The sequence below is a fragment of the Marinifilum caeruleilacunae genome, from assembly GCF_013141825.1.
In the GTDB taxonomy this organism is placed as follows: Bacteria; Bacteroidota; Bacteroidia; order Bacteroidales; family Marinifilaceae; genus Marinifilum; species Marinifilum caeruleilacunae.
This window is the reverse complement of sequence record NZ_RZNH01000028.1, coordinates 42,648-69,384: the sequence shown is the minus strand read 5'-3', so window position 1 is coordinate 69,384 and position 26,737 is coordinate 42,648. Positions and strand designations below refer to the sequence as shown.

At 37.3% G+C, this 26,737-nt stretch carries 22 protein-coding genes and 1 riboswitch; of the genes, 14 read left to right on the top strand and 8 right to left on the bottom strand.

The genetic code is table 11. The features are described 5' to 3' along the window. The first annotated feature begins 204 nt into the window (after positions 1-204). From ELS83_RS15325 to ELS83_RS15310, 4 genes are all read left to right on the top strand, one after another. Positions 205-561, top strand: coding sequence for a RidA family protein (locus ELS83_RS15325; protein WP_171596432.1), 357 nt, complete (start codon positions 205-207; stop codon positions 559-561). A gap of 231 nt (positions 562-792) precedes the next feature. Then, the gene (locus ELS83_RS15320) at positions 793-2,124 is read left to right on the top strand and encodes an NAD(P)/FAD-dependent oxidoreductase (RefSeq protein ID WP_171596431.1); all 1,332 of its coding nucleotides are present in this window, start codon (positions 793-795) and stop codon (positions 2,122-2,124) included. Positions 2,125-2,357: 233 nt separating this feature from the next. Then, entirely contained in the window at positions 2,358-3,128 is a 771-nt protein-coding gene (locus tag ELS83_RS15315; RefSeq protein WP_171596430.1) for a hypothetical protein, read from the top strand. A 506-nt stretch (positions 3,129-3,634) separates the two neighbouring features. Further along, positions 3,635-5,140, top strand: coding sequence for a glutamine synthetase family protein (locus tag ELS83_RS15310; RefSeq protein ID WP_171596429.1), 1,506 nt, complete (start codon positions 3,635-3,637; stop codon positions 5,138-5,140). 77 nt (positions 5,141-5,217) lie between these two features. Here the strand turns inward: ELS83_RS15310 and ELS83_RS15305 are convergent, their stop codons facing one another. After that, positions 5,218-6,543 carry an ammonium transporter gene (locus tag ELS83_RS15305; RefSeq protein WP_171596428.1) on the bottom strand — a complete coding sequence of 442 codons (1,326 nt, stop codon included), beginning with the start codon at positions 6,541-6,543 and terminating at the stop codon, positions 5,218-5,220. A 255-nt stretch (positions 6,544-6,798) separates the two neighbouring features. Between ELS83_RS15305 and ung the strand changes: the two genes are divergently transcribed. Continuing rightward, a complete protein-coding gene (gene ung / locus ELS83_RS15300; RefSeq protein WP_171596427.1) occupies positions 6,799-7,467 on the top strand; it encodes a uracil-DNA glycosylase in 669 nt (222 codons plus the stop codon). Between the two features lie 32 nt (positions 7,468-7,499). On the opposite strand, the gene ELS83_RS15295 is transcribed toward ung, so the two are convergent. Next, a complete protein-coding gene (locus ELS83_RS15295; RefSeq protein ID WP_171596426.1) occupies positions 7,500-7,901 on the bottom strand; it encodes a DUF4783 domain-containing protein in 402 nt (133 codons plus the stop codon). Positions 7,902-8,114: 213 nt separating this feature from the next. On the opposite strand from ELS83_RS15295, the gene rlmH reads away from it, so the two are divergent. From rlmH to ELS83_RS15280, 3 genes are all read left to right on the top strand, one after another. Next, on the top strand, positions 8,115-8,588 hold the full coding sequence (gene rlmH, locus ELS83_RS15290) for a 23S rRNA (pseudouridine(1915)-N(3))-methyltransferase RlmH (RefSeq protein WP_171596425.1): 474 nt from the start codon (positions 8,115-8,117) through the stop codon (positions 8,586-8,588). A gap of 82 nt (positions 8,589-8,670) precedes the next feature. Then, the gene (locus ELS83_RS15285; protein ID WP_171596424.1) at positions 8,671-12,336 is read left to right on the top strand and encodes a sensor histidine kinase; all 3,666 of its coding nucleotides are present in this window, start codon (positions 8,671-8,673) and stop codon (positions 12,334-12,336) included. Further along, on the top strand, positions 12,336-13,112 hold the full coding sequence (locus ELS83_RS15280) for an MBL fold metallo-hydrolase (RefSeq protein ID WP_171596423.1): 777 nt from the start codon (positions 12,336-12,338) through the stop codon (positions 13,110-13,112). Before ELS83_RS15285 ends, ELS83_RS15280 begins: the two co-directional genes overlap by 1 nt. On the opposite strand, the gene ELS83_RS15275 is transcribed toward ELS83_RS15280, so the two are convergent. From ELS83_RS15275 to era, 5 genes are all read right to left on the bottom strand, one after another. Then, positions 13,113-13,643: a LuxR C-terminal-related transcriptional regulator gene (locus ELS83_RS15275; RefSeq protein WP_171596422.1), complete on the bottom strand. Its 531-nt coding sequence runs from the start codon at positions 13,641-13,643 to the stop codon at positions 13,113-13,115. A gap of 72 nt (positions 13,644-13,715) precedes the next feature. Then, positions 13,716-14,444, bottom strand: a complete 729-nt coding sequence (locus ELS83_RS15270) for a hemerythrin domain-containing protein (RefSeq protein ID WP_171596421.1) — start codon at positions 14,442-14,444, stop codon at positions 13,716-13,718. A gap of 247 nt (positions 14,445-14,691) precedes the next feature. Then, positions 14,692-15,969, bottom strand: a complete 1,278-nt coding sequence (locus tag ELS83_RS15265; protein ID WP_171596420.1) for a tetratricopeptide repeat protein — start codon at positions 15,967-15,969, stop codon at positions 14,692-14,694. A 130-nt stretch (positions 15,970-16,099) separates the two neighbouring features. Next, positions 16,100-17,407, bottom strand: coding sequence for a ribosome biogenesis GTPase Der (gene der, locus ELS83_RS15260; protein WP_171596419.1), 1,308 nt, complete (start codon positions 17,405-17,407; stop codon positions 16,100-16,102). A gap of 21 nt (positions 17,408-17,428) precedes the next feature. Next, positions 17,429-18,310, bottom strand: coding sequence for a GTPase Era (gene era, locus ELS83_RS15255; RefSeq protein WP_171596418.1), 882 nt, complete (start codon positions 18,308-18,310; stop codon positions 17,429-17,431). Between the two features lie 231 nt (positions 18,311-18,541). Continuing rightward, positions 18,542-18,660, top strand: a riboswitch (FMN riboswitch). A gap of 197 nt (positions 18,661-18,857) precedes the next feature. Here era and ribD point away from each other — a divergent pair. Genes ribD through ribH form a run of 4 tightly spaced genes read left to right on the top strand, consistent with a single transcriptional unit; the run spans position 18,858 to position 22,413 of the window. Further along, entirely contained in the window at positions 18,858-19,958 is a 1,101-nt protein-coding gene (gene ribD, locus ELS83_RS15250) for a bifunctional diaminohydroxyphosphoribosylaminopyrimidine deaminase/5-amino-6-(5-phosphoribosylamino)uracil reductase RibD (RefSeq protein WP_171596417.1), read from the top strand. 39 nt (positions 19,959-19,997) lie between these two features. After that, positions 19,998-20,654 (top strand): riboflavin synthase, encoded by a 657-nt coding sequence (locus tag ELS83_RS15245; RefSeq protein WP_171596416.1) that lies wholly within the window; start codon positions 19,998-20,000, stop codon positions 20,652-20,654. A gap of 24 nt (positions 20,655-20,678) precedes the next feature. Beyond that, positions 20,679-21,917, top strand: coding sequence for a bifunctional 3,4-dihydroxy-2-butanone-4-phosphate synthase/GTP cyclohydrolase II (locus ELS83_RS15240; RefSeq protein WP_171596415.1), 1,239 nt, complete (start codon positions 20,679-20,681; stop codon positions 21,915-21,917). 34 nt (positions 21,918-21,951) lie between these two features. Then, positions 21,952-22,413, top strand: a complete 462-nt coding sequence (ribH, locus tag ELS83_RS15235; RefSeq protein ID WP_171596414.1) for a 6,7-dimethyl-8-ribityllumazine synthase — start codon at positions 21,952-21,954, stop codon at positions 22,411-22,413. Between the two features lie 137 nt (positions 22,414-22,550). On the opposite strand, the gene ELS83_RS15230 is transcribed toward ribH, so the two are convergent. After that, on the bottom strand, positions 22,551-23,576 hold the full coding sequence (locus tag ELS83_RS15230) for a pseudouridine synthase (protein ID WP_171596413.1): 1,026 nt from the start codon (positions 23,574-23,576) through the stop codon (positions 22,551-22,553). Between the two features lie 205 nt (positions 23,577-23,781). On the opposite strand from ELS83_RS15230, the gene glmM reads away from it, so the two are divergent. Together glmM and mdh are read left to right on the top strand one after the other, a co-directional pair. Further along, entirely contained in the window at positions 23,782-25,170 is a 1,389-nt protein-coding gene (gene glmM / locus ELS83_RS15225; protein ID WP_171596412.1) for a phosphoglucosamine mutase, read from the top strand. 508 nt (positions 25,171-25,678) lie between these two features. After that, positions 25,679-26,617 carry a malate dehydrogenase gene (mdh, locus tag ELS83_RS15220; RefSeq protein ID WP_171596411.1) on the top strand — a complete coding sequence of 313 codons (939 nt, stop codon included), beginning with the start codon at positions 25,679-25,681 and terminating at the stop codon, positions 26,615-26,617. The last annotated feature ends 120 nt before the right edge of the window (positions 26,618-26,737 follow it).

Here is a 26,737-nt window from a genome sequence, read left to right as displayed (position 1 = left end):
GTAAGAAACAAGCTATTGCAACGTATTTGTGCCGTAATTACTTCAGGTCAGGAATATGACAAGAACTATTACATGCTAAACTTAGCAGCAGCATAATTAAATAAGAATTTTTAACCTGAATTGTTTGGTTTATCCATAGAATTCGGGATCATGATACAATTTTCTTATCTTCGCGATTCAAAATAACTTAAACATTTACCAAAAATGACAATCAAAAGAATTGATTCAACTCCAAGAATGAGCCGTATTGTAGAGCACGGTAATACCATTTATTTGTGCGGGCAAACTGCCAAGGATGCTACAAAAGACATCAAGGAGCAAACCGTAACAACTCTTGAAAAAGTAGAGGAATTATTAGAGAAAGCCGGATCTGACAAGAAACATATCCTATCGGTTACCATTTATGTTCGCGATATGAAAGATTTCGCGGCAATGAATGAAGTATGGGATGCCTGGGTTGTAGATGGATACCAACCAGCTCGTGCTTGCGTAGAAGCTCGTATGGCTCGACCTGAACTATTGGTAGAAATGTCGGTAGTAGCTGCAAAGAAAGAAGCTTAATTACAGAAAAATTATAAAGAAAAAGTCCGAGATGCACATGAGCATTTCGGACTTTTTTACATCTATTCAATCTATCAACTCATAAAACTTTTCGATGAAAACGGTTGAGTTAATTAACCTTTTAGGATAATAAAGAATTAATTCTTTAATTTGTAAAAGATAAAAGAGTCTTAAATCCGAAAAGGCAAATAAAAGGGTGAAAAGACCAGTATTCTTAATACAAGTTATAGGATGGATACCATAAAACACATTCCCGAAAATGGGAAAACCAGGATCGTAATTATTGGTGGAGGTTTTGCAGGATTAAAACTGGCAAGGCAGTTGGCCAACACAAAGTATCAGGTTGTCTTAATCGACCGCAATAATTTTCACCAGTTTCAGCCCCTGTTCTACCAGGTGGCAACTTCGGGTCTTGAGCCAAGTTCTATCGCATTTCCTCTTCGTAAAATATTCCAGAAAAAAAGAAATGTCCATTTTCGAATGGCCGATTTGCTGGAGGTGAATACAAAAGAGAATGAGATTTACACCAGCCTGGGAAAACTAAGATACGATTACCTGGTTTTGGCTACAGGAGTAAATACCAATTACTTTGGCAACAAAAATATCGAAGAGTTTTCTATTCCTATGAAATCGGTATCAGAAGCTATTTTCCTAAGGAATTCAATTCTAAGAAATTACGAGAAAGCACTGAATGAGTCTGATCCGGAAAAAGCTGCCAATTATATGAATATTGTTCTGGTGGGTGGTGGACCTACAGGAGTTGAGCTGGCTGGAGCATTGGCCGAAATGAAATCTGAGATTTTACCCAAAGATTATCCAGAGCTCGATTTTAGTTTAATGAACGTGTATTTGTTTGAAGCTTCGGACAAATTATTGAATGGAATGTCGGAAAAAGCATCAGCGAAAGCGCAAAGATTTTTGGAAAAATTGGGTGTAATTGTTAGAACCAGTGCCAGGGTTGCAGATTATGATGGTTTAAGCATACGACTCGATGATGGTGAAGAGTTTAAATCATATACCATGGTGTGGGCTGCCGGAGTTGCAGCGCGTCCTATAAAAGGGATTACGGAAAATGCAGGCGTTCGTGGAGGTCGACTCCAGGTCGATCAGTTCAATCGCATAGAAGGATTGGACAATGTATTTGCTATTGGCGATTTGGCCTTTCAACAGGAAGGAAAGTTTGATAATGGACATCCACAGGTAGCACAAGTTGGTTTGCAACAGGCTGGAAATCTCGCAAAGAATTTTAAAAAGATTCTACTCAATAAAGAATTGAAAGCTTTTCATTATCAGGATAGAGGTTCGATGGCAACGATTGGTAAGAATTTGGCTGTTGCCGATCTTCCAGGTGTAAAGATGCAAGGTTTCCTTGCCTGGGTATTGTGGTTGTTTGTACATTTGATGGCTATTGTTGGAGTGAAGAATCGATTTTTTATTCTCATCAATTGGGTGTGGAACTATTTTACTTCCGATCAATCCTTGCGTGTCTTAATTCGACCCAAGAAAAGAAGTTTTACCGATAAGGCCAGTCTAAAAATGAAAGAAGAGAATATGATGATTTAAGTAATTTGAAAATATACAATGTCTGAAAGTGCCAAATACTAAGCGATTTGGCACTTTTTGTTTTTTTGGCACAGGCTTTGCAAACATTTAGTCAAAGTATACCGGTTAATTACTTTACGGATTCATCCCTACCAAAGGATGACGAAATTTTGCCAAAACAATTACACACGTAATGGTTTGTTGCTGCAACTCTGAGGAGGGCAGGATGGCTCTAACATTTAAATGCCAAAGCTATGAGAACGTCAAAGTATTACAAGTTGCTTGCCAGTATAGTATTGGTTTCAACAATAACATTATCTACTACCAATTTGTTTGCACAACGAAGAGCTCACAATGAGGAAGCTACCCGATACGATGAAAGAAGAAGGAATAAACCTTTACAAGATAATAAGCAGAGAGATCGATATAAGAAAAGTACTTATAAATATCAAGATGATCGCAGATCACAACAAAAAGAGAATCGATCAAAGCATAAGAAAACATATTACCGCGATCATGATCATTACTCACATAAAAAGCATCATAAGCATCACAAACGCGATAAGCATTACAAACACCATAAACATCACAAGCATGGACATGTAGAGTATAGGTACTACCATGGTGATCATTACAGAAAGCATTATAAGCATCATCATAAACGTCATTACCCGTATTACAAGTACAAGCATTACTACAACAGGTATGGACACAGTTGTTATAATCATTCAAGATATGGTGAGGTGATTTGGAGGTTTGCATGTGAACCTAGAGTGATTTATCACCGCGATGGAGATTTCTATTATACCGATGGACGTTATTACAGGTATTATCCTGAATTTGGATTCGTACATGTTGATCCTCCAAGATCGGTTTATTTCTCATACTTGCCAGACGATTGTCATAGGGTAAGAATTCATGGAGAAGTATATTATACAGATGGGGATTTGTGTTTCGTTCGACACCGAAAAGGATTTAGGTTGGTATCAGCTCCATCAGGAATTCATATTTCTTTGAGATTTTGATTTAATTTAACAGTATTAAAAAGAGTGAAAGAATAAAAAGTGAAAAATATAGGGGTGTTGGTTCGAAATGATCAAAAAATAGACCTAAAAAATGAAAAAATAATGGGTTTAGACTTCAAAAAATGACGTTTTGAGCATAGGTTGATTGAAAATGGGGTTTTTTTGAAAACAAATATTATTTCTGAATAATACTCCCTTGGAAAAAATGAGATGTGAATCGACAAAATTCTATGTTTTTATTAAGTGATTACCTTCCCAATGGGGGTGATTGAAAAAAAAAGATTTTTTACCGTCGGAAACGGTTTCGAAAAGCTGTTGCAAAACAGCTTTTTTTCTTTTGTGAAAAATAATAAAAATGCTCCGAACTGCCTGATTTTATTGCTGTTTACCGCGTTTTGTGTGTGATTTTCTAAATAGGTCAAACTTTTTGGAAAAATATGTGCTTCAGATCTATTTTTATCTCAACAACTAACAGAAAACAACAAATATTAATAAAACGGGGTATTATGACTAGGGAAGATTTTAGATTAGATCCTAATAAATTGGTTCAGTTTCTTAAAAAACCAAGTTCGGAGTTTACTAAGGAAGATTTGATTGAGTATATCGTAGAGAATGATATTAAAATGATCAACTTCCGTTATGTAGCAGAAGATGGAAAATTAAAAACCTTAAACTTTATTATTACAGGTTTAGATCATCTTGATAGTATCTTATCGACAGGAGAACGTGTTGATGGATCGAGTTTGTTCTCTTACATCGGAGCAGGATCAAGTGATTTGTATGTAATTCCTAGATTTAAAACTGCTTTTGTTAATCCATTCTCTGAAGTGCCAAGTTTGGACATCCTTTGTTCGTTCTATACTGCAGAAGGAAAGCCACTTGAAAGTGCTCCGGAATACATTCTTAAGAAAGCCAACAGAGAATTCGAAAAAGCTACAGGTCTTAAATTTAAGGCTATGGGTGAGCTTGAGTACTATATTAAAAGTGCAAATCACACTTTATATCCAGACGTTGACCAGAAGGGTTATCATAGCTCTCAGCCGTTTACGAAATGGGAGAATTTACGTCGCGAAGCAATGGTATTGATTGCACAGTGTGGTGGTAAAATCAAATATGGTCACTCTGAGGTAGGAAACTTTACAACGGGTGAAGATGGATATGAGCAGCATGAAATTGAGTTCTTGCCAGTAGAAGCTGAAGATGCAGTGGAACAGTTGCTTATTGCGAAGTGGATTGTTAGAATGCTTGCAGCAAGAGAAGGTGCATTGGTAAGCTGGGCTCCAAAAATTACCGTTGGTAAAGCTGGTAGTGGTCTACATGTTCACATGTTGGTTGAAAAAGATGGAAAAAACATTTGTATTGAAAATGGTAAGCTAAGCGATACTGCCAGAAAAATGATTGCTGGTATTATGGATTTATCGGGTGCATTAACTGCTTTCGGTAATACCATTCCAACATCATATTTAAGATTGGTTCCTCACCAGGAAGCGCCAACTTATGTTTGTTGGGGTGATAGAAACAGATCGGTATTGGTGCGTGTTCCACTTGGATGGGTAGGTGCAACCGATATGATTAAGGACGTAAACCCTCAGCAAGATGCAGATCCGAGAGATTTCTCGAGCAAGCAAACATTCGAATTTAGAGTTCCTGACGGATCGGCTGATATCTACCAGTTAATGGCTGGTTTGATTGTAGCAGGACAGCATGGTTTACAAATGGAAAACAGCTTGCAAATTGCTGAAGACTTGTATGCTGATGTAGATATTTTCGCTCCTGACTATAAAGAAAAATTAGATAAACTTGAGCAGTTGCCAACATGTTGTTGGGAAAGTGCTGACTGTTTATTGGAGAAGAGAGAAATTTTCGAAAATAATGGTGTATTCCCACAGGGAACAATTGATTCAGTTGCCAAGAACTTGAAATTATATGAAGACAATGGTCTAAACGACCGCATACTTGGGAAAGTGGATAAGATCATGGAGATCGTAGATAAGTACATCCACTGTATGTAATATAAAAATCATGTGAAAGTAAAAAGTCCTGCAATCATTATATTGCAGGACTTTCTTTTTTATAAATATAGGTTGAGTTAGTCTTTGTAAGCAAATGAATAGGACTCGTTGTGTTGTGATGCATCCAATCCTTTCTTCTCCGAATATTCAGATACGCGAAGCGGCACCATTAAGTCGGTGAGCCAGTATAAAAGGTATGAACCTCCAAATGTAAATACGCCCACAATAATTAATCCCAACATGTGCATTAAGAAAGTTCTGAATTCGCCATGAATTAATCCAACTTCCTGGGCAAAAACAGAAGTTAGAATCATTCCTGTAATCCCACCCATTCCATGTGCAGGAAATACATCCAGGGTATCGTCCAAAGAGGTTTTCCCTTGTAGGGTAATTGCATAGTTGCTGATAATTGATGCAACAACACCAATCGTAATTGATGCTCCAACATCTACAAATCCAGCAGCCGGAGTTATGGCTACCAATCCAACCACCAACCCGATTGCAGCTCCCAGTCCCGAAGGTTTATGGCCTCTTGCTCCGTCCAGGAATATCCATGTTAGCATGGCTGCTGCAGATGCGGTGTTGGTGTTAAGAAGTGCCAGTACGGCTGTTGATGAGGCTTCTAATGCCGAACCTGCATTAAAACCGAACCAGCCAAACCATAACATTCCTGCACCAAGCAGAACGAATGGAATATTAGATCGTTTTTCGTTGTATTTCGAATTTGTTCTTTTGCCTAAAAACATGGCACCTGCCAATGCGGCAAATCCTGCCGACATGTGCACTACTGTTCCTCCCGCAAAGTCAAGAACGCCCATGTTGCGTAAAAATCCGTTCGGATGCCAGGTCCAGTGTGCCAGTGGCGCATAAATAAACAAGGTGAACAGACTGATGAAGATCATATAAGAACGGAAACGAACCCTTCCGGCAAATGATCCTGTAATAAGGGCAGGTGTTATAATGGCAAACTTTAACTGAAACAAGGCAAACAAGGCAAATGGTATTGTTGGTGCCATTTCCGGATGCGTTAATCCCCCAACGTTTTTAAACATCCAAAAGGTTAATGGATTCCCAACCAATCCAAAGCCTTCGTTACCAATGCTGTCTCCAAATGCAAGGCTGAATCCACAAATAATCCAAATGATACTTACGATTCCCATCGATACAAAACTTTGTAGGATGGTTGAAATAATATTCCTAGGATCAACCATTCCGCCATAGAAGAAAGCCAGGCCTGGGGTCATTAATAGTACCAATGCGGTTGAGGTTAGCATCCATGCCACATCTCCCGCAACAATGTTAGGATCTCCTGATCCAAACTCAATACCTGGGACAAAAATCCCGACAATCGCTACCAATACCAATAATAGTAAGGCATAAAACCACTTTTTACTGTTTTTCATCTTTACTAGATTTAAGGGTAAAATAATCTGAAAGGTGTGATTATGAATTGTGGTCCGTCAAATTTTACGCTTGAATGTCAAAAATATGCAAAAAATCGACTTGTAACAAATAAAAAATAGGGGTGGTTGATCAGAAAACGTTTTAAAAATAATAAACACCCCTAATTTGTACGGGGTATAGATTTCATAGGAAAGTTTTGTTGAGTTTTGGTATGATAATAAAGGGTGCTATCTTGGAAAGAAAAATTTTAAACTATGAATGTGCAGATTGAAGCATCCTGGAAAGAAAAACTTCAGGACGAATTTTCGAAAGAGTATTTTCAACACCTGGTACATTTTGTAAAGGGTGAATATCAGACTCAAAAAATTTATCCACCAGGAAAATTGATTTTTAATGCTTTTAATAAATGTACATTCGATGCGGTAAAGCTGGTGATTATCGGTCAAGATCCTTATCATGGATTTGGACAGGCTAATGGTTTGTGTTTTTCTGTAAATGATGGGGTAGCTATGCCGCCAAGTTTGCAAAATATATTCAAGGAAATTTATGCAGATTTGGGATTAAGTATCCCAAAATCCGGGAACCTGGAAAAGTGGAGCGAGCAAGGAGTCATGCTTTTAAATGCTACACTAACAGTTCGGGCCAACCAAGCCGGATCGCACCAGAATAAAGGATGGGAAAAATTTACGGATGCTGTAATCCATTGCCTTTCGAAAGAAAAGGAAAACCTGGTATTTTTACTTTGGGGTTCCTATGCACAGAAAAAGGGAGAGCAAATCGACAGGGCAAAACACCTGGTATTAAAATCGCCACATCCATCGCCATATTCGGCCGATAGAGGCTTTTTTGGGAACAAGCATTTTAGCAAATCCAATACATACCTTACAAAAAAAGGAAAGGCCCCAATTGATTGGAGCCTTTGATATCTTTTGAAATGTAAGAGAATAAACCCTTATCAATCTTTTTCAATGTTTAGTTGATGGACAATGAACTTTCCATTTTGCTTTTTAAGCAAAAAGCTAACTCGGAAATTGCCTTTTTTTGTTAATAGGTCGCCGGTTACATATCGGGCACCAGTCTTACCTCCGGCATGTTTCTTTTTAAAATCTGTTGGAGGAAAATCTTTAAAAAATTTCCCGATAATCTGTTTTGCTTGCGATTTACTGTAAATGGCTTCCTTGTCTTGGATAGATAATTCTACCCTATCGCCAAAGTAGTTCGACAAACTAACGTTATTGCCTTGCTTGAAAGCAAGAATAAGGCTTTTCGGTAAATCGTTCTGGTTTTGTGATGAAGCATTTGCTGCAGAAAACAGAACAAATAGAATTCCGATAAATATGTATTTAATAATTCTCATCTGAATAGTTTTAATTCAATATCATTTACCTTTACACAAATTCTGTGCGAAAAACATATCGCAAGATAAAAAAAATCTAATCTACATCCCGATTTTGTTGTAAATATTGATTTTAGAAAATGATCCTAAGGTGTGTTAATGTAAAGAATAATAGTTATTTAGATAGTAAGTGTGATATATTTAACAGCACTCGAAAAAAAATAGAGTAAATTTATGAAAGCAACTCTTTTAGTGATAGGGAAAACAGATAAGGATTTTGTAAAAAAGGGGATTGACGAGTATCAAAAACGCCTGGTGCATTATTTGCCTTTCGAGTTTAAAATTATTCCTGATATTAAAAATACGAAGAACTTATCCGAAAATCAGCAGAAACAAAAGGAGGGGGATTTAATTCTGGATAAGCTAAAGCCAACCGATACCTTAATTTTGTTGGATGAAAATGGAAAGGAGTTTTCATCGGTAGGATTTTCGAAGTTCATGGAACAGAAAATGATTAGTGGTACCAGAAACCTGGTTTTTGTAATTGGCGGACCATATGGTTTCTCCGATGATGTATATAAAAAGGCTCAAGGAAAGGTGTCCTTATCGAAGATGACTTTTTCGCATCAGATGATTCGGATGATTTTTACGGAGCAATTGTATCGCGCCATGACCATCATAAAAGGAGAACCTTATCATCATGTTTGATGATTTAATTGAATTATGCTAATTTGTGAGAGGTTTAGCATGAAATTTGTTAATCCAAACGAAAATTTCAAAACAATCAATCTTGAAAAATAAACTTCTCAAATACATTCTGGGAATATCGGTTCTGGTATTTTTCGGTTTGGCTATCACTTCCGATTACTTGTTTAATCGAGAAGATAGTTTGTTGCAGTCGGCAAAAAGAATTCAACATGTTTTTCGTGAAAAAGCTCCTTCCCTAACGAAGGATCTAAACGAATTAAGTAATGCAATTGCCAATAAAAATGGCGGGTTGAGCGATTACGATAATTTTACGGAATTTGAGCATGACTTAAAGCGAGATGGCTTTGTTTTGCTGGCCTTTAAAGACGATAGCCTGGTTTTCTGGAGCGATAATTCCTTTATTGTTCCTCGATTGAGGAGCTTTGATGATTCGCATGGAAAAGTAAAAAGATTTGAGAATGGTTGGTATTACATTCGAAAGCAAAAACAGGATACAATCGATTTGTATGGCTTGCTTCTAATTAAGAAAATCTATCCTTATCAGAATAAATTCTTAAAAAATCATTTCGATCGAGAGTTCGATATACCTTCAGAATTCGAAATTTCCATCGATCAGGAGAAAGGTGTTCCTATTTTCGACCAGGAAGAGAATTACCTGTTTTCACTTCAGCATAGCGATTATGGGTATAGTGCACCAAAAGCGCAGAATCGGATTGGGATTTTCTATGGGGTGTTTATTCTATTGTTATTGATCCTGATTAGTGTTCAGATTCTTGAAATCAGGAATGTGAAAATTGGTTTGAGTGTGCTGTTTGTATGGGGAATATCCTTATTACTGCTTCGATACCTGATGATTCAATTTTCCTTTCCATCGGTTTTTTCCAACCTGGAAATTTTTTCGCCAATTCTATTTGCGAGATCCTTTTTCTTTCCTTCACTTGGTGATTTTTTATTGAATGTATTGTTTCTGTACCTGTTTGTGTATACCTATGCAAGCTATGGCTGTAAATATTATATTCTGAAAGGAGTTTCGAAAGTGGGTGCTGGTATTCTCCTGGTGATGTACCTGCTAATGTATTGGGCCTTGTTTTATTCCATTAGTGGCTTGGTGAACAGCTTAATTCTGGACTCAAGCTTTAGCTTGCAAATGTATGTTTTCCAGGATTATGGGTTTTATGTATTCGTTGGATTTCTAATTCTGCTTTTACTGATCTATTCCTTGGGGCACTTTGCTTATTTAATTGCTGAATTGTCTCGCTCAAGATGGAACATTTTCAGGTATTTGACTTTTGTTTTGGCAGTATCGCTCCCAGCCATCCTGTATATCTTTTTCTTTTCGTTCGAAACGAATGATTACCTCTTTTTGATATTGCCACTGATTATCCTCTTAATGGTTGGTATTGCAAGCTATAAGGCTGATAAAGGATCGTACTATTCTTTAATGATTGTTTTGCTCTTGTTTGTTGCCATAGCTATTACGGGCAGAATTAATGTTTTATCCGATAAGAAAGAAGCACAGGATAGGATGGTAGCCGCCATGAATTTGTCGACTGAATATGAGCCGACCTCCGAAAATTTATTGGTGCATATGCAAAAAAAGATCGATTCAGACTTTAGGTTGAATCTTTTGTGTCAATTTCCTTTTAGGAACGAATCGAGGATCATGCAGCACATTAGTTCGAATTACTTTTCCGGATTTTGGGAGCAATATTATCTGCAAATTACAATTTGTGATAATATCGATAAATTGAACATTGAGCCTGACGATGAAACTCGCAATTGCTTTGAGTTTTTTGAAGAAATGATTTTGAAATCGGGAGAATCTATTCCAAATACAGATTTCTACTATTTGAACGACTTCGATGGCATGGTTTCCTACCTTGGGAAGCTTGAGTTTGAAACAGAAAGAGCAGGAACCATCAGGATTTTTATCCGTCTAGACTCAAAAGTGGGAAGCGAAGGGGTTGGTTATCCTGATTTGTTGCTCGATGAAAAGGTGGCCTTAAAACAGCGGGGAAACGATTATTCTTTTGGAAAATATCAAGATGGAAAATTAATTGCTTCATCGGGCAATTTCAACTATTACATGAATGAGAAAGTGTTTGGAGAAAACAAAGAAAAGTCCTTTCATGTTGAGTTGGATGATTATGACCATTTGGTTTATCGATTTGAAAACAATACGGTTGTAGTAAGTTACCCTTTGGTTACCTGGTACAATCGGGTAATTACAGTGCCATACCTTTTTGTGTTTTTGTATCTTTTTGGATTGTTTGTGTGGGTCTTGAGCCGATTGCCTTGGAAATTCAGGTTCAGGATGAGCTTTAAGTACAGAATTCAATATTCAATTGTAGGCTTGTTAATGCTATTCTTTTTGCTCTTGGGAGGAGGTACGGTTTATTATACCATAGAAAGGACCGAGGAAACAAACAATCGAAAACTGGAAGAGAAGTTGCAACTGGTAAAGCAGGAGGTTATTTCCAGTTTGGGAGAGGATCTGGATGTCGATTTTCTAACCGATCGATTACGAAGGTTATCGAGCTTAATTTATGCCGATATCCACTTGTATGATTTATCGGGTGAATTGATTACCTCTTCGAGACGAGAGATTTTTGATAAAAAACTGCAGTACAATAAAATGAATTTTGCTGCCTATTATCAACTGTTTTTTAAAGAGAAGACGAGTTTTATCCATAAAGAAGAAATTGGAACAATGTCTTATCTGTCGGCCTACGAAACCATTGTTGATGATAACAATAAGCTTGTAGCTTTTGTAAATCTTCCATATTTCTTGAAGAGTCAGGAGCTCGAAAAAGAGATGTTTAATTTGGTGCTGGCAGGTGTTAATTTGCATGTATTCATGATATTGCTTGCCATATTTCTTTCGGTATTTATTTCAAATAAAATTACTTACCTTTTAAGAATGATACAAAACAGGTTGAAGGCAACTCGTTTTGGATCTTATGGGGAAAAAATCGAATACGCTAAAGATGATGAGATTGGCAGCCTGGTTAATGAGTATAACCAAATGCTTGTTGAGCTTGGTGAAAGTGCAGAGAAATTGGCTCGTTCGGAGCGAGAATCAGCATGGAGGGAGATGGCACGCCAAATTGCTCATGAAATTAAAAATCCGTTGACTCCAATGAAATTGAGCATTCAATTTCTGCAGAAAAGATTTGAGGATAAATCGGAAAATAGAGAAGAACACTTGCAGCAGGTGAGCAAAACTTTAATTGATCAGATTAATGCTTTATCTTCCATTGCAACTGCCTTTTCCAACTTTGCGAAAATGCCAAGTGCAAATAACGAATCGCTTAATTTAGTTGATGTTTTGCATCATGTAATTTCATTGTTTAGAAACGATGAGTTGGATTTAAAACTTCAATTGAATGGGATTGAATCAGCTAAGGTTTTTGTGGATCGGGAACAATTTATTCGTGTGTTTGTAAACTTGATCAATAATGCCATTCAATCTATTCCTGATCATCGGGACGGGCAAGTTATTGTAGAATTGGAAGAAGAGAAAGAATACTATAAAGCTTGTGTGATTGATAATGGGAATGGAATCAGTGAAGAGGTAAAAGAGCGACTCTTTTATCCGAATTTTACGACAAAATCGGGAGGTATGGGATTAGGTTTGGCCATTGTGAAAAACATTGTAAAAAATGCCAAAGGTGATATTTGGGTAGATTCAGAGCAAGGAGTTGGTTCATGCTTTAATTTGAGAATTCCTAAAAAGCAGGAAGATTAATGAAAATCAAGGTTCTGGTGGATAACACTGCCACGGATGGCTTCGAGTCGGTTCATGGTTTTTCGCTAATTGTAGAGGCGGATGAGAAAATTCTGTTCGATTTTGGTCCCAATAGTTTGTTTCTGGAGAATGCCAATCGGCTTGGTGAGGATTTTTCGGATATAAAAACCCTTGTTCTGAGTCACGGACATTGGGATCATGGAGATGGATTAGAGCATATTCGAGGGAAGAAGCTGATCTTGCATCCCAATTGTTTTGCAAGAAGGTATCGAAAACGAAACAGGACCAATGTGGGTTTGTCGAAATCCAAAGAGGAATTATCTGAATTATTCGATTTACAGGAATCCAGTAAGCCTTTATGGATTTCAAAGCAAATTGTTTTTCTTGGAGAAATCCCGAGAAGGAATGATTTTGAATCAAAAGTAAGCCCTTTTTTATTGCCAGATAATTCACCTGATTTTGTTCCTGATGATTCGGCCATAGCAATTACAACAAATAAAGGCTTGGTTGTAATTAGTGGCTGTGCTCATGCAGGCATTTGCAATACGATTAATTACGCCAAAGAGATTTCGAACTGTGATGAGATTTTTGCGGTGATTGGCGGTTTCCACCTGAAAGAAATTGATGAAATTACCCTTAAAACCATTGCTTATATGCAAGCAGAAAAGGTCAAAATACTTGGACCTACGCACTGCACGAGCTTTAAGGTGCGAGAGGAATTTGCCAGGTATTTTAATGTAATGGAATTGGCAGCCGGTGCAGTCATAGAGCTTTAACTACTTTACTTCATCCATGGAGATTAGGTTATTCAGAATTGCATATACCGTTAAACCTGAAACAGATTTAATGCCCAATTTTTGGGTAATGTTTTTACGGTGTGTAACTACAGTGTGAATGCTTATAAAAAGCTGATCTGCAATTTCTTTATTGGTGAGTCCCAGGGCAATGTGTTTTAAGATATTTTGCTCTCTCGCACTCAAAGTTTCATTGGATTTGTTGTTCGATTCTTTTTTCGCCTTTCTGTCAATAATCTCTTCCAGGGTCGTTAAAATCTTGTTTTGATTGTCATTATAATGAAGAAAAGCGTCGGCCTTGTATTTTGTATCTATCGATTCATCATCAGAAATCAATACCAGGCTCATTTTCTTTGCATTCAAAAAATGCCTTTTCAAATCTTCAGAGGTAGAATTTAGCATGTTAGGATTTGCAATTAAAACATCTGGTTTTAACCTGTTCGCGATATCATACAACTCTTCTTTATTAGAAATTGACTGAAGGATTTCAGCATTTCCAAGTTTTTGAATCACGGAGCGGAGCCCTTTACGGATCAAACAAATATTTTCTGCAATAAGTATCGACGTTCTTGGCATGTGCGAGAATTAAAAGAGGTTCTGAATCGATTTTTCCATAAGAATAATCTTTGGAATTAAAACCTTGTCCTCAATTCTGGAGTGATAATTCAAATCCTCTTCAAGCCTGAACAAATCTTGAATAATGCTATGGTAAAGTGTGGAGTTTGATGGAGGAGTTACATATTTGATCATGATGGTGCGTAAATCCAAAAGTTTTTCTTCTACGTCGTCATGATCTTCCTCGTATTCCTCGATCGAAAATTGTTCGAAGATTTCTTTGTTTTCCTCTGAAATTTTTTCTGTTTTAATGATTTCATCAACAGCTAAAACATAGGGAAATACAACATCCTCTTCTCTCATGATGTGTTCGGTAAGCTCTGATTTGTATCCTTCAAAAAAGTTTCTGATTAATGCGATGTATTTCTTGTCTTCGCTACCTTCCAGCTCAAGGCTTTTGATTTTTTGCTCTATTTCGGTTACCGTATTGTTTAGGTAACTTGCATGAGTCATTTTCAGGTAGGCAACAATTTCATGTACAGGTATAGTTTGTAATTCTTCTTTTGGAAAATAATCCTGATCGTGATAAGCATTTACCAGCTGAAGGAAGAAGTTCAAATCAACCTCATTCTCTATGCAAACTTCAGTAACTGTTTTATCTCCAAATCCTAATTCAATTCCAAATCGATGAATAACAGGTATTAGCATGTAATTCATTTGAATTACATCTGCCATTTTCATACTCTCCTTTATGTGCATGTCTGTATTTAAATTTGATCTAAATTAGTAAAAATTTAGAGATCTTAACGAGTACAAGGCGAAAAAGCAATCGAAAACCGAAATCAAATGAGTAAAAACACTAAAAAAGAAATATTATGGCAAAAGATTTCTCGAATTCATTTGATCTCAGTTTCGGGAGCTCGTTTTTTAAGTCAATACAAACTTAATGAGCATTGCCTGTGTTTGCAATACCAACATTTAGGTATAATTCCACTCTTATTTGTGTCTATTTTTCGAAATGGATTTTTTCTTTAATGTGCAGAATTCTTGATTTGGCATACTCATAACGCTCACCTCCAACATCTTCGGTTTGGTTAATGTATTGCGAGTAGTATTTGAGCGCCTTCTTTTTATTATCACCAAACTCCTCGTATGTAGTTGCTATTTCGTATAAGATTTCTGGATTTGTTTCATCCATATCGAAATGATTTTTGTATTCAGTTACAGCTTTTTCGAATTCGCGGGTTGCGCTATATGCCTTTGCCAAATACAAATGCATAGATGACTTTATTGGAGGAATTATATAATCCAATGAGTTTTCTAAATACATTATTCCATTTTTGTAGTCATCTAATCGTGAAAAGCAAACTCCCAAATAGAAATTCAGCATTGGATCTTTCCCGAAATTCATTCCTAATTTTTCATCTGCCATGCATACTTGAAAAGCGTCAATGGCTTTCTGATACTGTCTGGTTTGCATTAAACAAATTCCAAGTTGTTTGTATCCTGTAAGGTTTAATTTTTCCCTTTTTTCAAGATCCAAATAAATGCTTAAGGCATTTTCGTACCATTCCAAGCCAACCAAACATTGTGCTTTCTTTTTTTGTATCAAATGATTATTTGGGTATGCTTCAAGTCCGTTGTTGCAGAATTCCAATGCTTGCTCGTAACCTTGCATTTCATAAAATTTCTGAATCACATTAAGAATTACTGATAGATCTTTAGAATTAAGCTGGTAAGCCTTAATATAGGAAGCCAATGAGCCGATGTAATTTTGCATTCGATCTTTTAAATTTCCTGCCTGTTTGTGAAGGTATGGATTAAGCGAATCGCGTTCGATTAACTTTTCATATATGGAGAGCCCCTTTTTATAATTGCTTAGGTTAGCATAGGTTTTAGCAAGTAATAAGTTGCCCTGGTAATGCATAGAGTCGATACTTTGTAGTTTGATTAGCTCTTTTTGGCAGGCCGGATAGTTTCCCGATAAATACAAGCAGTTGCTGTAATTAAAAAGATTGGCTGTTGAATTTGGATTGAATTGCTGTGCCTTTTTATAATTTTCGATGGCAGGGATGTATTGATTAAGGTTTTGATAGGCTTTACCCAATCGGAAATATAATTTACTATCTGTGCTGTCTTTTGCAATGAGTTGTTTCAACAAAGGAATTGCACTTTCATACTGCCCGGTAAAAAGTAGCTGATCAACTTTGTTGGTTCTTTGGGAAAATGCACTTGAGCTAAGAATAACACTCAATAAAATTAGGGTGGAAAGAAATCGCTTCATTGGGTTTTAATTTTATAATTATCATATAAAAATAACTAAATGATTAGTTTATAAAAATTATTTTCAATAATGAAACAAAAAAAACCGACCCAGAAGTTCTGGATCGGTTTGTATTACTGCCTTTGGGCAATTATTTTTTTCTCATAAAAATCTGGATCGGAACACCTGTAAATTTCCAGTTTTTACGAATCTGATTTTCAAGATATCGCTTGTATGGGTCTTTAATGTACTGAGGCAAATTGCAGTAAAATGCAAAAGTTGGAGCCAAAGTAGGCAGTTGGGTCACATACTTTATCTTAATAAATTTTCCCTTTACCGATGGAGGTGTGAAAGCAGCTATGGATTCCTGCATTACTTTGTTCAGTTCTGAAGTTTGAATCTTGCGAACTCTGTTTTCGTGAACTTCAAGTGCTGCTTCCAATACATTCAACAAACGTTGTTTCGAAATGGCCGAGGTAAAAATGATTGGTACATCATTAAAAGGAGCAATTCGGTTTCTGATTTCCTGCTCAAACTCCTTCATGGTATTGGTTTCTTTTTCAATCAAATCCCATTTGTTTACCATGATTACCACCCCTTTTCTGTTTTTGATAATTAAATCAAAAATGCTCAAATCCTGGGCTTCAACACCACGTGTTGCATCAAGAATTAATACGCAAACATCGGCAGTTTCGATGGTTCTGATCGAACGCATTACCGAATAAAACTCAAGATCTTCGTTTACTTTTGGTTTTTTACGAACACCGGCAGTATCCACCATTACAAAGTCGTGTCCAAATTTTTGGAACCTGGTGTGTATCGAATCTCTTGTAGTTCCTGCAACATCGGTAACAATATTTCTTTCGATACCAATAAGTGCATTTACTGTAGATGATTTTCCAACATTTGGACGACCCACAAATGCAAGTCTTGGCAAGTCGCTGTCTTCCTCCTCTGGTTTTTCTTCAAAATCGGCTACTACAGCATCAAGCAAGTCTCCTGTTCCCGAACCATTCACCGACGAAATTGGGTAAACAAAATCACCAACGCCTACCGAATAGAATTCGTTGGCAGCAAAAATCAAATCGCTATTGTCTGCTTTGTTGGCTACCAGGTATACTTTTTTGCTTGTTTTTCTTAGAATTCGGGCTACTGCTTCATCCAAATCGGTGATGCCATGCTGTACATCCAATACAAAAAGGATGGCATCAGCTTCATCGATGGCCAGCATTACTTGCTTGCGGATTTCTTCATCAAACACATCTTCCGAGTTGATAGAATATCCACCTGTATCTATTACCGAAAATTCTTGTCCATTCCAGTCGGCTTTTCCGTAATTGCGATCGCGGGTTACACCTGCAGTTTCGTTTACGATGGCTTTTCGGCTTCCTATTAATCGATTAAAAAGTGTAGATTTTCCAACATTTGGACGACCTACTATTGCAACAATATTACTCATAACTCTTTCTTGTGAACTGTTTTACTGGTTGTAACCAAATCCTTTTAGTTTGTTCTCCTTGTTTCTCCAATCTTTGGCAACTTTAACGTATATCTTCAAGAATACTTTTTTACCAAAGAATGCTTCAAGATCTTTTCTGGCTTCGGTTCCAACTTTTTTAAGTGCTTTTCCCTGGTGACCAATGATGATTCCTTTTTGTGACATTCTTTCCACATTAATCACCGACATGATGTTGATGATTTTAGGTTCATCTTTAAACTCCTCAACTTCCACCTCTACAGCATATGGAATTTCCTTGTCGTAATTCATCAAAACTTTTTCTCTGATGATTTCATTCACAAAGAAACGGGAAGGCAAGTCGGTTAATTCATCCTTTGCAAAGTAAGGAGGTCCTTTAGGCAATAGCTCTAAAATTCGATCAAATAAATTGGATACATTAAAATTCTCTTTTGCCGCCATTGGGAAAATTTCGGCATTCGGTAATTTTTCTTTCCACAAATCCATTAACTCAACCAATTTATCCTGTGTGGTCAAATCAATTTTATTCAAAATCAGGATGACCGGGATGTCTGTATTCTGAACTTTTTTAAGAAATTCTTCATTCTTGTCAATGGTTTCAACAACATCGGTAACATATAAAATAATGTCAGCATCAACCAATGCAGATGTCGAAAACTTCATCATCGATTCCTGAAGTTTATAGTTCGGTTTTAAAACTCCCGGAGTATCTGAATATACAATCTGAAAATCATCACCATTTACAATTCCCTTAATTCTATGGCGGGTAGTTTGCGATTTCGAGGTAATAATCGAAATGCGTTCACCAACCAAATTATTCATTAAGGTTGACTTTCCAACGTTCGGATTTCCAATGATATTTACAAAACCTGACTTATGAGGCATACTTACTCCAATTTAGTGATTTAAAAATTTTTGCAAATATAGAACAATTAATGCCATTTACGAAAATGTCTAACAATCATTAAGCTTGATACTTGGATTTTTATTCAGAATAAAAAATTTAATGAACTGTTAATATTGGGGAAAGCATGTTGGGGATCATTTGTTTTTAAAACTTAAACATCTATATTTGTAGCAGAAACAGAGGTGAAATCTCTGTGATTAAATATTTTATTGTTTCTTCAGGGCAGGGTGAAATTCCCGACCGGCGGTGATAGTCCGCGAATCTGTAAAAAGATTGAACTGGTGAGATTCCAGTACCGACAGTAAAGTCTGGATGGGAGAAGAAAAACAATTGATCGATTTGATTGATTCATGTCATTGGAAAATTGATTCCAATTGGCAGACCGTATAATAAATGCCCTGAATAGTGAATGCTGTTCAGGGCTTTTTTTGTAATTAAAATTATATGAATTAAAAATGCGTGGATGATTCTAAGGGTTAGTAATCCTCATTAACACATTCACTCATTAACACATTCACGATTTAGATGAGCAAAAATTACGAGTATATGCACAGGGCTTTTGAGCTTGCCAAAAAAGGAATTGGCAGGGTTAATCCTAATCCATTGGTTGGTGCAGTAATTGTAAAAGATGACAAAATTATTGGAGAAGGATATCATGAATTTTTTGGTGGTCCACATGCCGAAGTCAATGCATTTCTTTCTGCTAAAGAATCGGTTGAAGGTGCTACAATGTACGTTACACTTGAACCTTGCTCTCATTACGGTAAAACCCCTCCATGCGCCGAAGCCATTGTAAAAAATAAAATTTCGAAAGTTGTAATTGGCATGCTCGATCCAAACCCACTGGTAGCAGGTCGTGGTGTTAAAATTCTTGAGGAAAATGGTATCGAAGTGAATTTTGGTTACCTGTGCGAAGAGTTGAGTGATATGAATCGCACTTTTCTGAAATTTATTCAATCTAAAACGCCTTATGTGGTGATGAAAACTGCCATGACACTGGATGGAAAAATTGCTAGCAAAACAGGAGATTCACGTTGGGTGTCGAATGAGAAGTCGAGAGCAAAAGTTCATGAGTTAAGAAATGAACTGGCAGGCATTATGGTTGGTGTTGATACGGTAATTACCGACGATCCTCTTTTAACCACCAGGTTGGAAGATGCCAATGGGCAAAATCCGGTTCGAATTGTTGTAGATAGCAAAGCCCGAATTCCTTTGGATTCGAAAATTTTAAATACTTCCGACCAGGCAAAGACAATTTTAGCGGTGACAGAAAGTGCTGATCCGGAAAAAATTCAGAAGGTTGAAGAAAAAGGGAACCAGGTGATCAAAGTTAAAGCAAAAGATCAAAAAATTGACCTGAACAACTTAATGCTTAAGCTTGGAGAACAAAATATTGATGGTGTGCTGTTGGAAGGTGGAGCAACTCTTAACTTTTCAGCTTTGCAATCGGGAATTGTGGATGAGGTAGTTTCCTTTGTTGCACCGAAAATTATAGGCGGGGCAGAAGCAAAATCGCCGGTAGGAGGAGAGGGCATTGAATTGATGAAAAATGCCATTGAGTTAGATGACGTAAAATATGAGCAATTGGGACAAGACCTGATGCTCCAGGGAAAAATAAAAAAATAACAGTTTGTGATGACTGTTGCTGAAAACTGATAACAGATAATGTTTACAGGACTAATAGAAGAAATAGGACAGATAAAAGCCATTCAACGAGGGGCAAAATCGATTCGTTTGAGTATTGCTGCCAATAAAATTATGGATGATGTGAAATTGGGCGATAGTATTGCGACCAATGGAATTTGTCTGACGGTGGTTAGCTTCGATTCTTCTGGATTCACAGCCGATGTAATGCCTGAAACCATGAGCAGAACCAATTTTGGATCGCTTGGAGTTGGAGGGAGAGTGAATTTGGAAAGAGCCGTTAGAGTTGGAGACAGGCTAGGCGGTCACATGGTAAGTGGTCATGTTGATGGATTAGGAGAAATAGTAGGGCAGGAAAAGGACGATAATGCCATTTGGGTAAGCATAGCAGCACCAAAAAATATCCTGAAATATGTGATTGAGAAAGGCTCAATTGCCATTGATGGAATCAGCTTGACAGTAGCCTACGTAGATGAGAAAATTTTTAAGGTGTCGATCATTCCTTTAACACAGGATGATACTACTTTAATATCGAAAAAGGCTGGGGAAAAAGTCAATCTTGAGTGTGACATGACTGCGAAATACATCGAAAAATTCATGTTTCACAAAGAGGAAGAGGAAAAATCAGAGAAATCGGATATCTCGATGGATTTTTTAAGAGAAAACGGATTTGTATAAAAAGGACAACAAACAAAATAAGTAATGGAATTTCATACTATTGAAGAGGCGATTGAAGACATCAAACAAGGTAAGATGATTGTGGTGGTGGATGATGAGGATCGCGAGAATGAAGGTGATTTATTAATGGCTGCCGAGATGGTAACTCCTGAGGCAATTAATTTTATGGCTCGTCAGGCCGGAGGATTAATCTGTATGCCAATTGTAAAGGAGCGTTTGGATGAATTGGATATCGATATGATGGTTTACAACAATACCGATGCCAAGCAAACAGCCTTTACTGTTAGTATCGATGCGGCTGATTGTACAACCGGGATTTCTGCTCACGAACGTGCGCACACCATTAAAAGAGTTTTGGAAAAAGATGCAAAACCTGATGATTTTACTCGTCCGGGGCATATTTTCCCATTGGTGGCCCGTAAAAACGGGGTTTTAGTGCGTGCAGGTCATACCGAAGCAGCTGTAGATTTGGCTCGAATGGCAGGTTGTTACCCTGCTGGTGTAATTTGTGAAATCATGAACGAAGATGGTACCATGGCTCGCGTTCCTGAATTGAAGGAGTATTGCAAGAAGTTCGATTTGAAAATGATTACCATTGCCGATTTGATTGAATATCGTCGACAGACAGAAACCATGATTGAAAAGGTGACGGAGACGGCAATGCCAACCCAGCATGGTGAATTCAGAGCTCATGGTTATGTGAATAAAATTACTGGCGAACATCATGTTGCACTTGTAAAAGGCAATGTAGATACCGATGAACCTGTGCTTACACGCGTTCATTCGGAGTGTTTAACTGGTGATGCCTTTGGATCTCTTCGTTGCGATTGTGGAGAGCAGTTGCAGGAAGCATTGAAACGAATCGACAAAGCAGGTCGTGGTGTATTGTTGTACATGCGACAGGAAGGTCGTGGTATTGGCTTAATTAACAAGCTGCGTGCTTACCAGTTGCAAGATATGGGTATGGATACTGTTGAGGCAAACCTTGCTTTAGGCTTTAAAGCCGATTTACGCGATTATGGTATTGGAGCAGCAATTCTTGCCGATCTGGGAGTTAAGAACTTAAAGCTAATGACCAATAACCCGCTAAAAGTGGCAGGCTTAAAAGGTTATGGTATCAAGATTGTAGATCGCGAAGAAATTGAGATGACACATCACGAAAAGAATGAATTTTACATGATGACCAAGATGAAGAAAATGGGTCATATGTTACACCAGGATGTGAAGTGGAACCTTCAGAACGACGATAAAGAAATAAAATAGCGCATAAAAAATAGAATATAAAAAAGTTAAACATATGAATACAATTGAAGGAAAATTAGTTGCCGAAGGTCTTAAGTTCGGGATCGTTGCAGGTCGTTTTAATGAGTTTATTGGAAGCAAATTATTAGGTGGTGCATTGGATGCAATCAAGCGTCATGGCGCATCAGAAAATGATGTGGATGTTGCCTGGGTTCCTGGCGCATTCGAGATTCCATTGATTGCAAAGAAAATGGTGAAGAGCGGAAAGTATGATGCTGTAATCTGTTTGGGCGCTGTAATTAAAGGTTCTACTCCTCATTTCGACTATGTATCAAACGAGGTAACTAAAGGTGTTGCAAGCGTTTCTTTAGATTCTGAAGTTCCTGTTATTTTCGGTGTATTAACAGTTGATACTATCGAACAAGCGATTGAGCGTGCAGGTACAAAAGCTGGAAACAAAGGTTACGAAGCAGCAGTTTCAGGAATTGAAATGGCAAACTTGTTGAAGCAGTTATAATCCAGATTATAGCTTTCAACAATTCGCTGTAAGCGATATAAAAAAACTGCAATCGACTTTGAGTCTCATTCTCAATAGTTGATTGCAGTTTTTTATTTATGTATCAATGATTGTGATTACCTGGCGCTGAATGCCATCTAAAAAAGTTTTAGCATTCTAACTTCTTCTTCGCTAAGGAATCTCCATTTTCCTCTCGGGATATTTTTCTTCGTAATGCCAGCAAAGAATACACGATCCAATTTTTCAACCGTATATCCCAGGTGTTCGAAAATTCTACGAACAATCCTGTTTCTGCCCGAGTGAATTTCAATTCCAACCTGTTTTTTGTCTTTCGGATCGGCAAAGCTAATGGCATCCGACTTGATGAATCCATCTTCCAGCTCCAAACCTTTGTCTACCATATCCAATTCTTCCTGAGAAATCTCTCTGTCCAGGAATACGTGGTAGATTTTTTTCTTGTTGTAGCTCGGATGAGTCAAACGTTTGGTCAGGTCTCCATCGTTGGTAAATAACAAAACTCCAGTTGTCATTCTATCCAACCTTCCAACAGGGTAAACTCTTTCCTTGCAAGCATTTTTAATCAGGTCGATTACGGTTCTTCTTCCCATTGGATCATCCAAAGTGGTCACAAAATCTTTTGGTTTGTTCAAAACCAGGTACACTTTTGCTTCCGGATGCAGCAGTACTCCATCCATGCACACCTTATCTTTAAGGTTCACTTTAGTACCAACTTCGGTTACCACTTTGCCGTTTACAGTAACGCGCCCTTCAGCAATTCTTGAGTCAGCCTCTCGTCGCGAACACTCCCCGGTATTCGAAATGTATTTGTTCAGCCTTAGAATTCCATCTTTTGGCCCCATCATTTTGGCATGTTCCAGCTGTTTCTTTTTGCTGTAATGTCTTTTTTGCAATGACTCTTTATCAGGACCATTTTCATCAAATCTTTTTTTCGATCTGGCTTTAAATGGCTTCTTTTGATCCGATTGTCTTGAAAATCTTTTCTTTCCACCTGCTTTTTCAGAGAAATCTTTATTTCTTTTCTCTCTTCCTTCCGAATCACCTTTAAAATCCGATTTCGACTCTTCAGATTTATTTCCGCTATATTTTTTTGATCGGTAGTTCGTCTTTCCTCTTCTTGGTCTACCGTAAGTCTTTTCTTCCATTTTTGACTGTATGATCAATGTTTTGAACTTGCAAAGGTATTAATTATCAAAGAATATATTTGAGTAACATGTTAAAAAGTTGATTTTAGTTGTTTCGTATCCGTTATAGATTTTTTACATTTGTGCGAAGTGAAAAATTTGTATGACAGATTATTCGAAAAGCCAAAAATTGTATTGACTGTAAACATTAAACAAAAATTATAACATGGCATTAATTAAATCAATTTCCGGGATTCGCGGTACAATCGGCGGAAAAGTTGGAGAAGGATTAAGTCCTCTTGATGTAGTCAAGTTTTCTGCAGCTTATGGAACTTGGGCATTGCGCCGACACGAAGGTAAAAAGATTAAAGTTGTTGTGGGGCGCGACGCACGTATCTCAGGCGAAATGGTAGATAAGTTGGTCGTAGGAACCTTAATCGGTTTAGGGATTGATGTTATCGAAATTGGATTAGCATCTACTCCAACCACCGAGTTTGCAGTAACAGAAGAAAAAGCCGACGGAGGTATTATTTTAACTGCAAGTCATAATCCTAAGCAATGGAATGCACTTAAGTTGTTAAATGAAAAAGGTGAGTTCCTGAACGATGAGGATGGAAAAATTGTGCTAAGCATTGCCGATCAGGAAGATTTCTTGTTTGCAGATGTGGATGACCTGGGGCAAATTACTTACGTTGATGACTATACCCAAAAGCATATCGATCATGTTTGTCAGCTGGATTTGGTAGATGTTGAGGCCATTAAAAAGGCAAACTTCTCGGTTGCAGTGGATGCCGTAAATTCGGTTGGAGGAATTGCAATTCCAGGAATGCTAAAAGCATTGGGGGTTGAAAATGTTGTGGAATTGTACTGTGAGCCAAATGGTCATTTCCCACACAATCCGGAGCCACTGCCTGAAAACCTTACTGCCATTGCCGATGTAATGAAAGAAGGCAAAGCCGATCTTGGTTTTGTAGTCGATCCGGATGTTGACCGACTTGCCATTGTAAACGAAGATGGAAGCATGTTTGGCGAAGAATATACACTTGTAGCTTGCGCTGATTATGTATTGGCCAATACACCAGGGAATACAGTTTCGAACCTTTCCTCAACAAGAGCATTGAGAGATGTTACCGAAAAGCACAATGGTAATTACGAAGCTTCGGCGGTGGGTGAGGTTAACGTGGTGACCAAAATGAAAGCCAACAATGCGGTAATCGGAGGTGAAGGTAATGGTGGTATTATTTATCCGGCAAGTCATTACGGACGCGATGCATTGGTTGGTGTAGGTTTATTCTTGAGCCATTTGGCAAAAACAGGAATGAAAGCATCTGAATTAAGAGCTTCTTATCCAAACTACTTTATTTCTAAAAACAAGATCGAATTAACGCCAGAAATTGATGTTGATGCAGTTCTTGTGGCAATGAAAGAGAAATATCAGCACGAAAAAGTGAATGATATTGATGGTGTTAAAATTGATTTTGCAAAAGAATGGGTTCATTTGAGAAAATCAAATACCGAACCGATCATCAGAATCTATTCAGAAAGTGAAAATGAAGAAACAGCAAATCAATTGGCTGAAAAAATCATTTCTGAAATTAAAGAGATTATTAAATAAGAAAAGATAACTTCTTTTTAAGTTAAGTGCATTGATTCATTTCAATGCACTTTTTTTGTGGATAACGGAAAAATATCCGTAATCGTTTGCGTATTGTAGATTCTGCCTTCACAACTCAAATTTTCAATTTTTTCGATCAGCAAATAATTCAAAAAATCAAGCTGCATTTAGAGCCGGAATTGCTGATAATACTAGAAGACCCGATTATCGTTTATTCACCAAACGCACTGTGTGGGTGTTTTTACCCAATTTTAAAACCTCTAAATATGTCAGGAGTTCGATATTTGTTGAGGATTTTTTATATATTTAGAAATAGCTGTTGAAAAGCAGGTAGTTTTGTGGTTCGAAATATGGCTTTGTGTCTATATTTGTTGTCACAATAAAGAAAAAATTCTCCATTAAATCGAGAAAAAAATAATAATCAATGAATATTGCTGAATCAATTTACGCTTCAAAAATTGAATCTTTTGAAGTGAATTGTAAAGCGCCTTACTAAAAACTTACTGATATGAAAATTACCGTAGTTGGTGCAGGTAATGTGGGGGCAACCTGTGCAAATTGTATCGCTCAAAAAGAGCTTGCTAACGAAGTTATCGTTGTTGATATTAAAGAAGGATTGGCAGAAGGTAAAGCATTAGATATGTGGCAAACTGCACCTATCAACTATTACGACACAAGAGTAAAAGGTGTAACTAACGATTATACTGAAACTGCCGGATCGGAAGTGGTTGTAATTACTTCAGGTCTTCCTCGTAAACCGGGTATGAGTCGTGATGACTTAATCGCTACTAACGCTGGAATTGTAAAATCAGTTACCGAAAATGTAATTGCTCACTCTCCTGATGCAATCATCATTATCGTTTCGAATCCACTTGACGTGATGACTTATGCAGCTTTCTTAACTGCGAAAAAAGCATCTAACAAAGTATTTGGTATGGCAGGTGTATTGGATACAGCTCGTTACCGTGCATTCTTAGCTGAAGAGTTGGATGTAAATCCAAAAGATATCCAGGCATTGTTAATGGGTGGACACGGTGATACTATGGTACCACTTCCACGTTACACAACTGTTGCAGGTATTCCTGTTACCGAATTAATCGAAGAAGAGAAATTGAACGCAATTATCGAAAGAACAAAATTCGGTGGTGGTGAGCTTGTGAACCTTATGGGTACTTCTGCTTGGTATGCTCCAGGTGCAGCAGCAGCTCAAATGGTAGAAGCTATCGTTCGCGATCAGAAAAGAATTTTCCCAGTTTGTGCTCTATTAAACGGTGAGTACGGAATGAAAGATATCTATCTTGGAGTACCAGTTAAATTAGGTAAAAACGGTATCGAAGAAATTATCGAAGTAAAATTAAACGAAGACGAAATGGCATTGTTGAAAGATTCAGCAGAAGCTGTGAAGTCGGTAATGAAAGTATTGGATGAAATGAACATTATGGCCTAATCAGTTCATTTTATTAAAGGGAAGAGGTCGTCTCATTTGAGATGACCTCTTTTTTTTTGAAAGTCTAAGAGTCGAAAAGTCTAAAAGTCGAAAAGTCTAAAAGTCGAAAAGAATGATTTG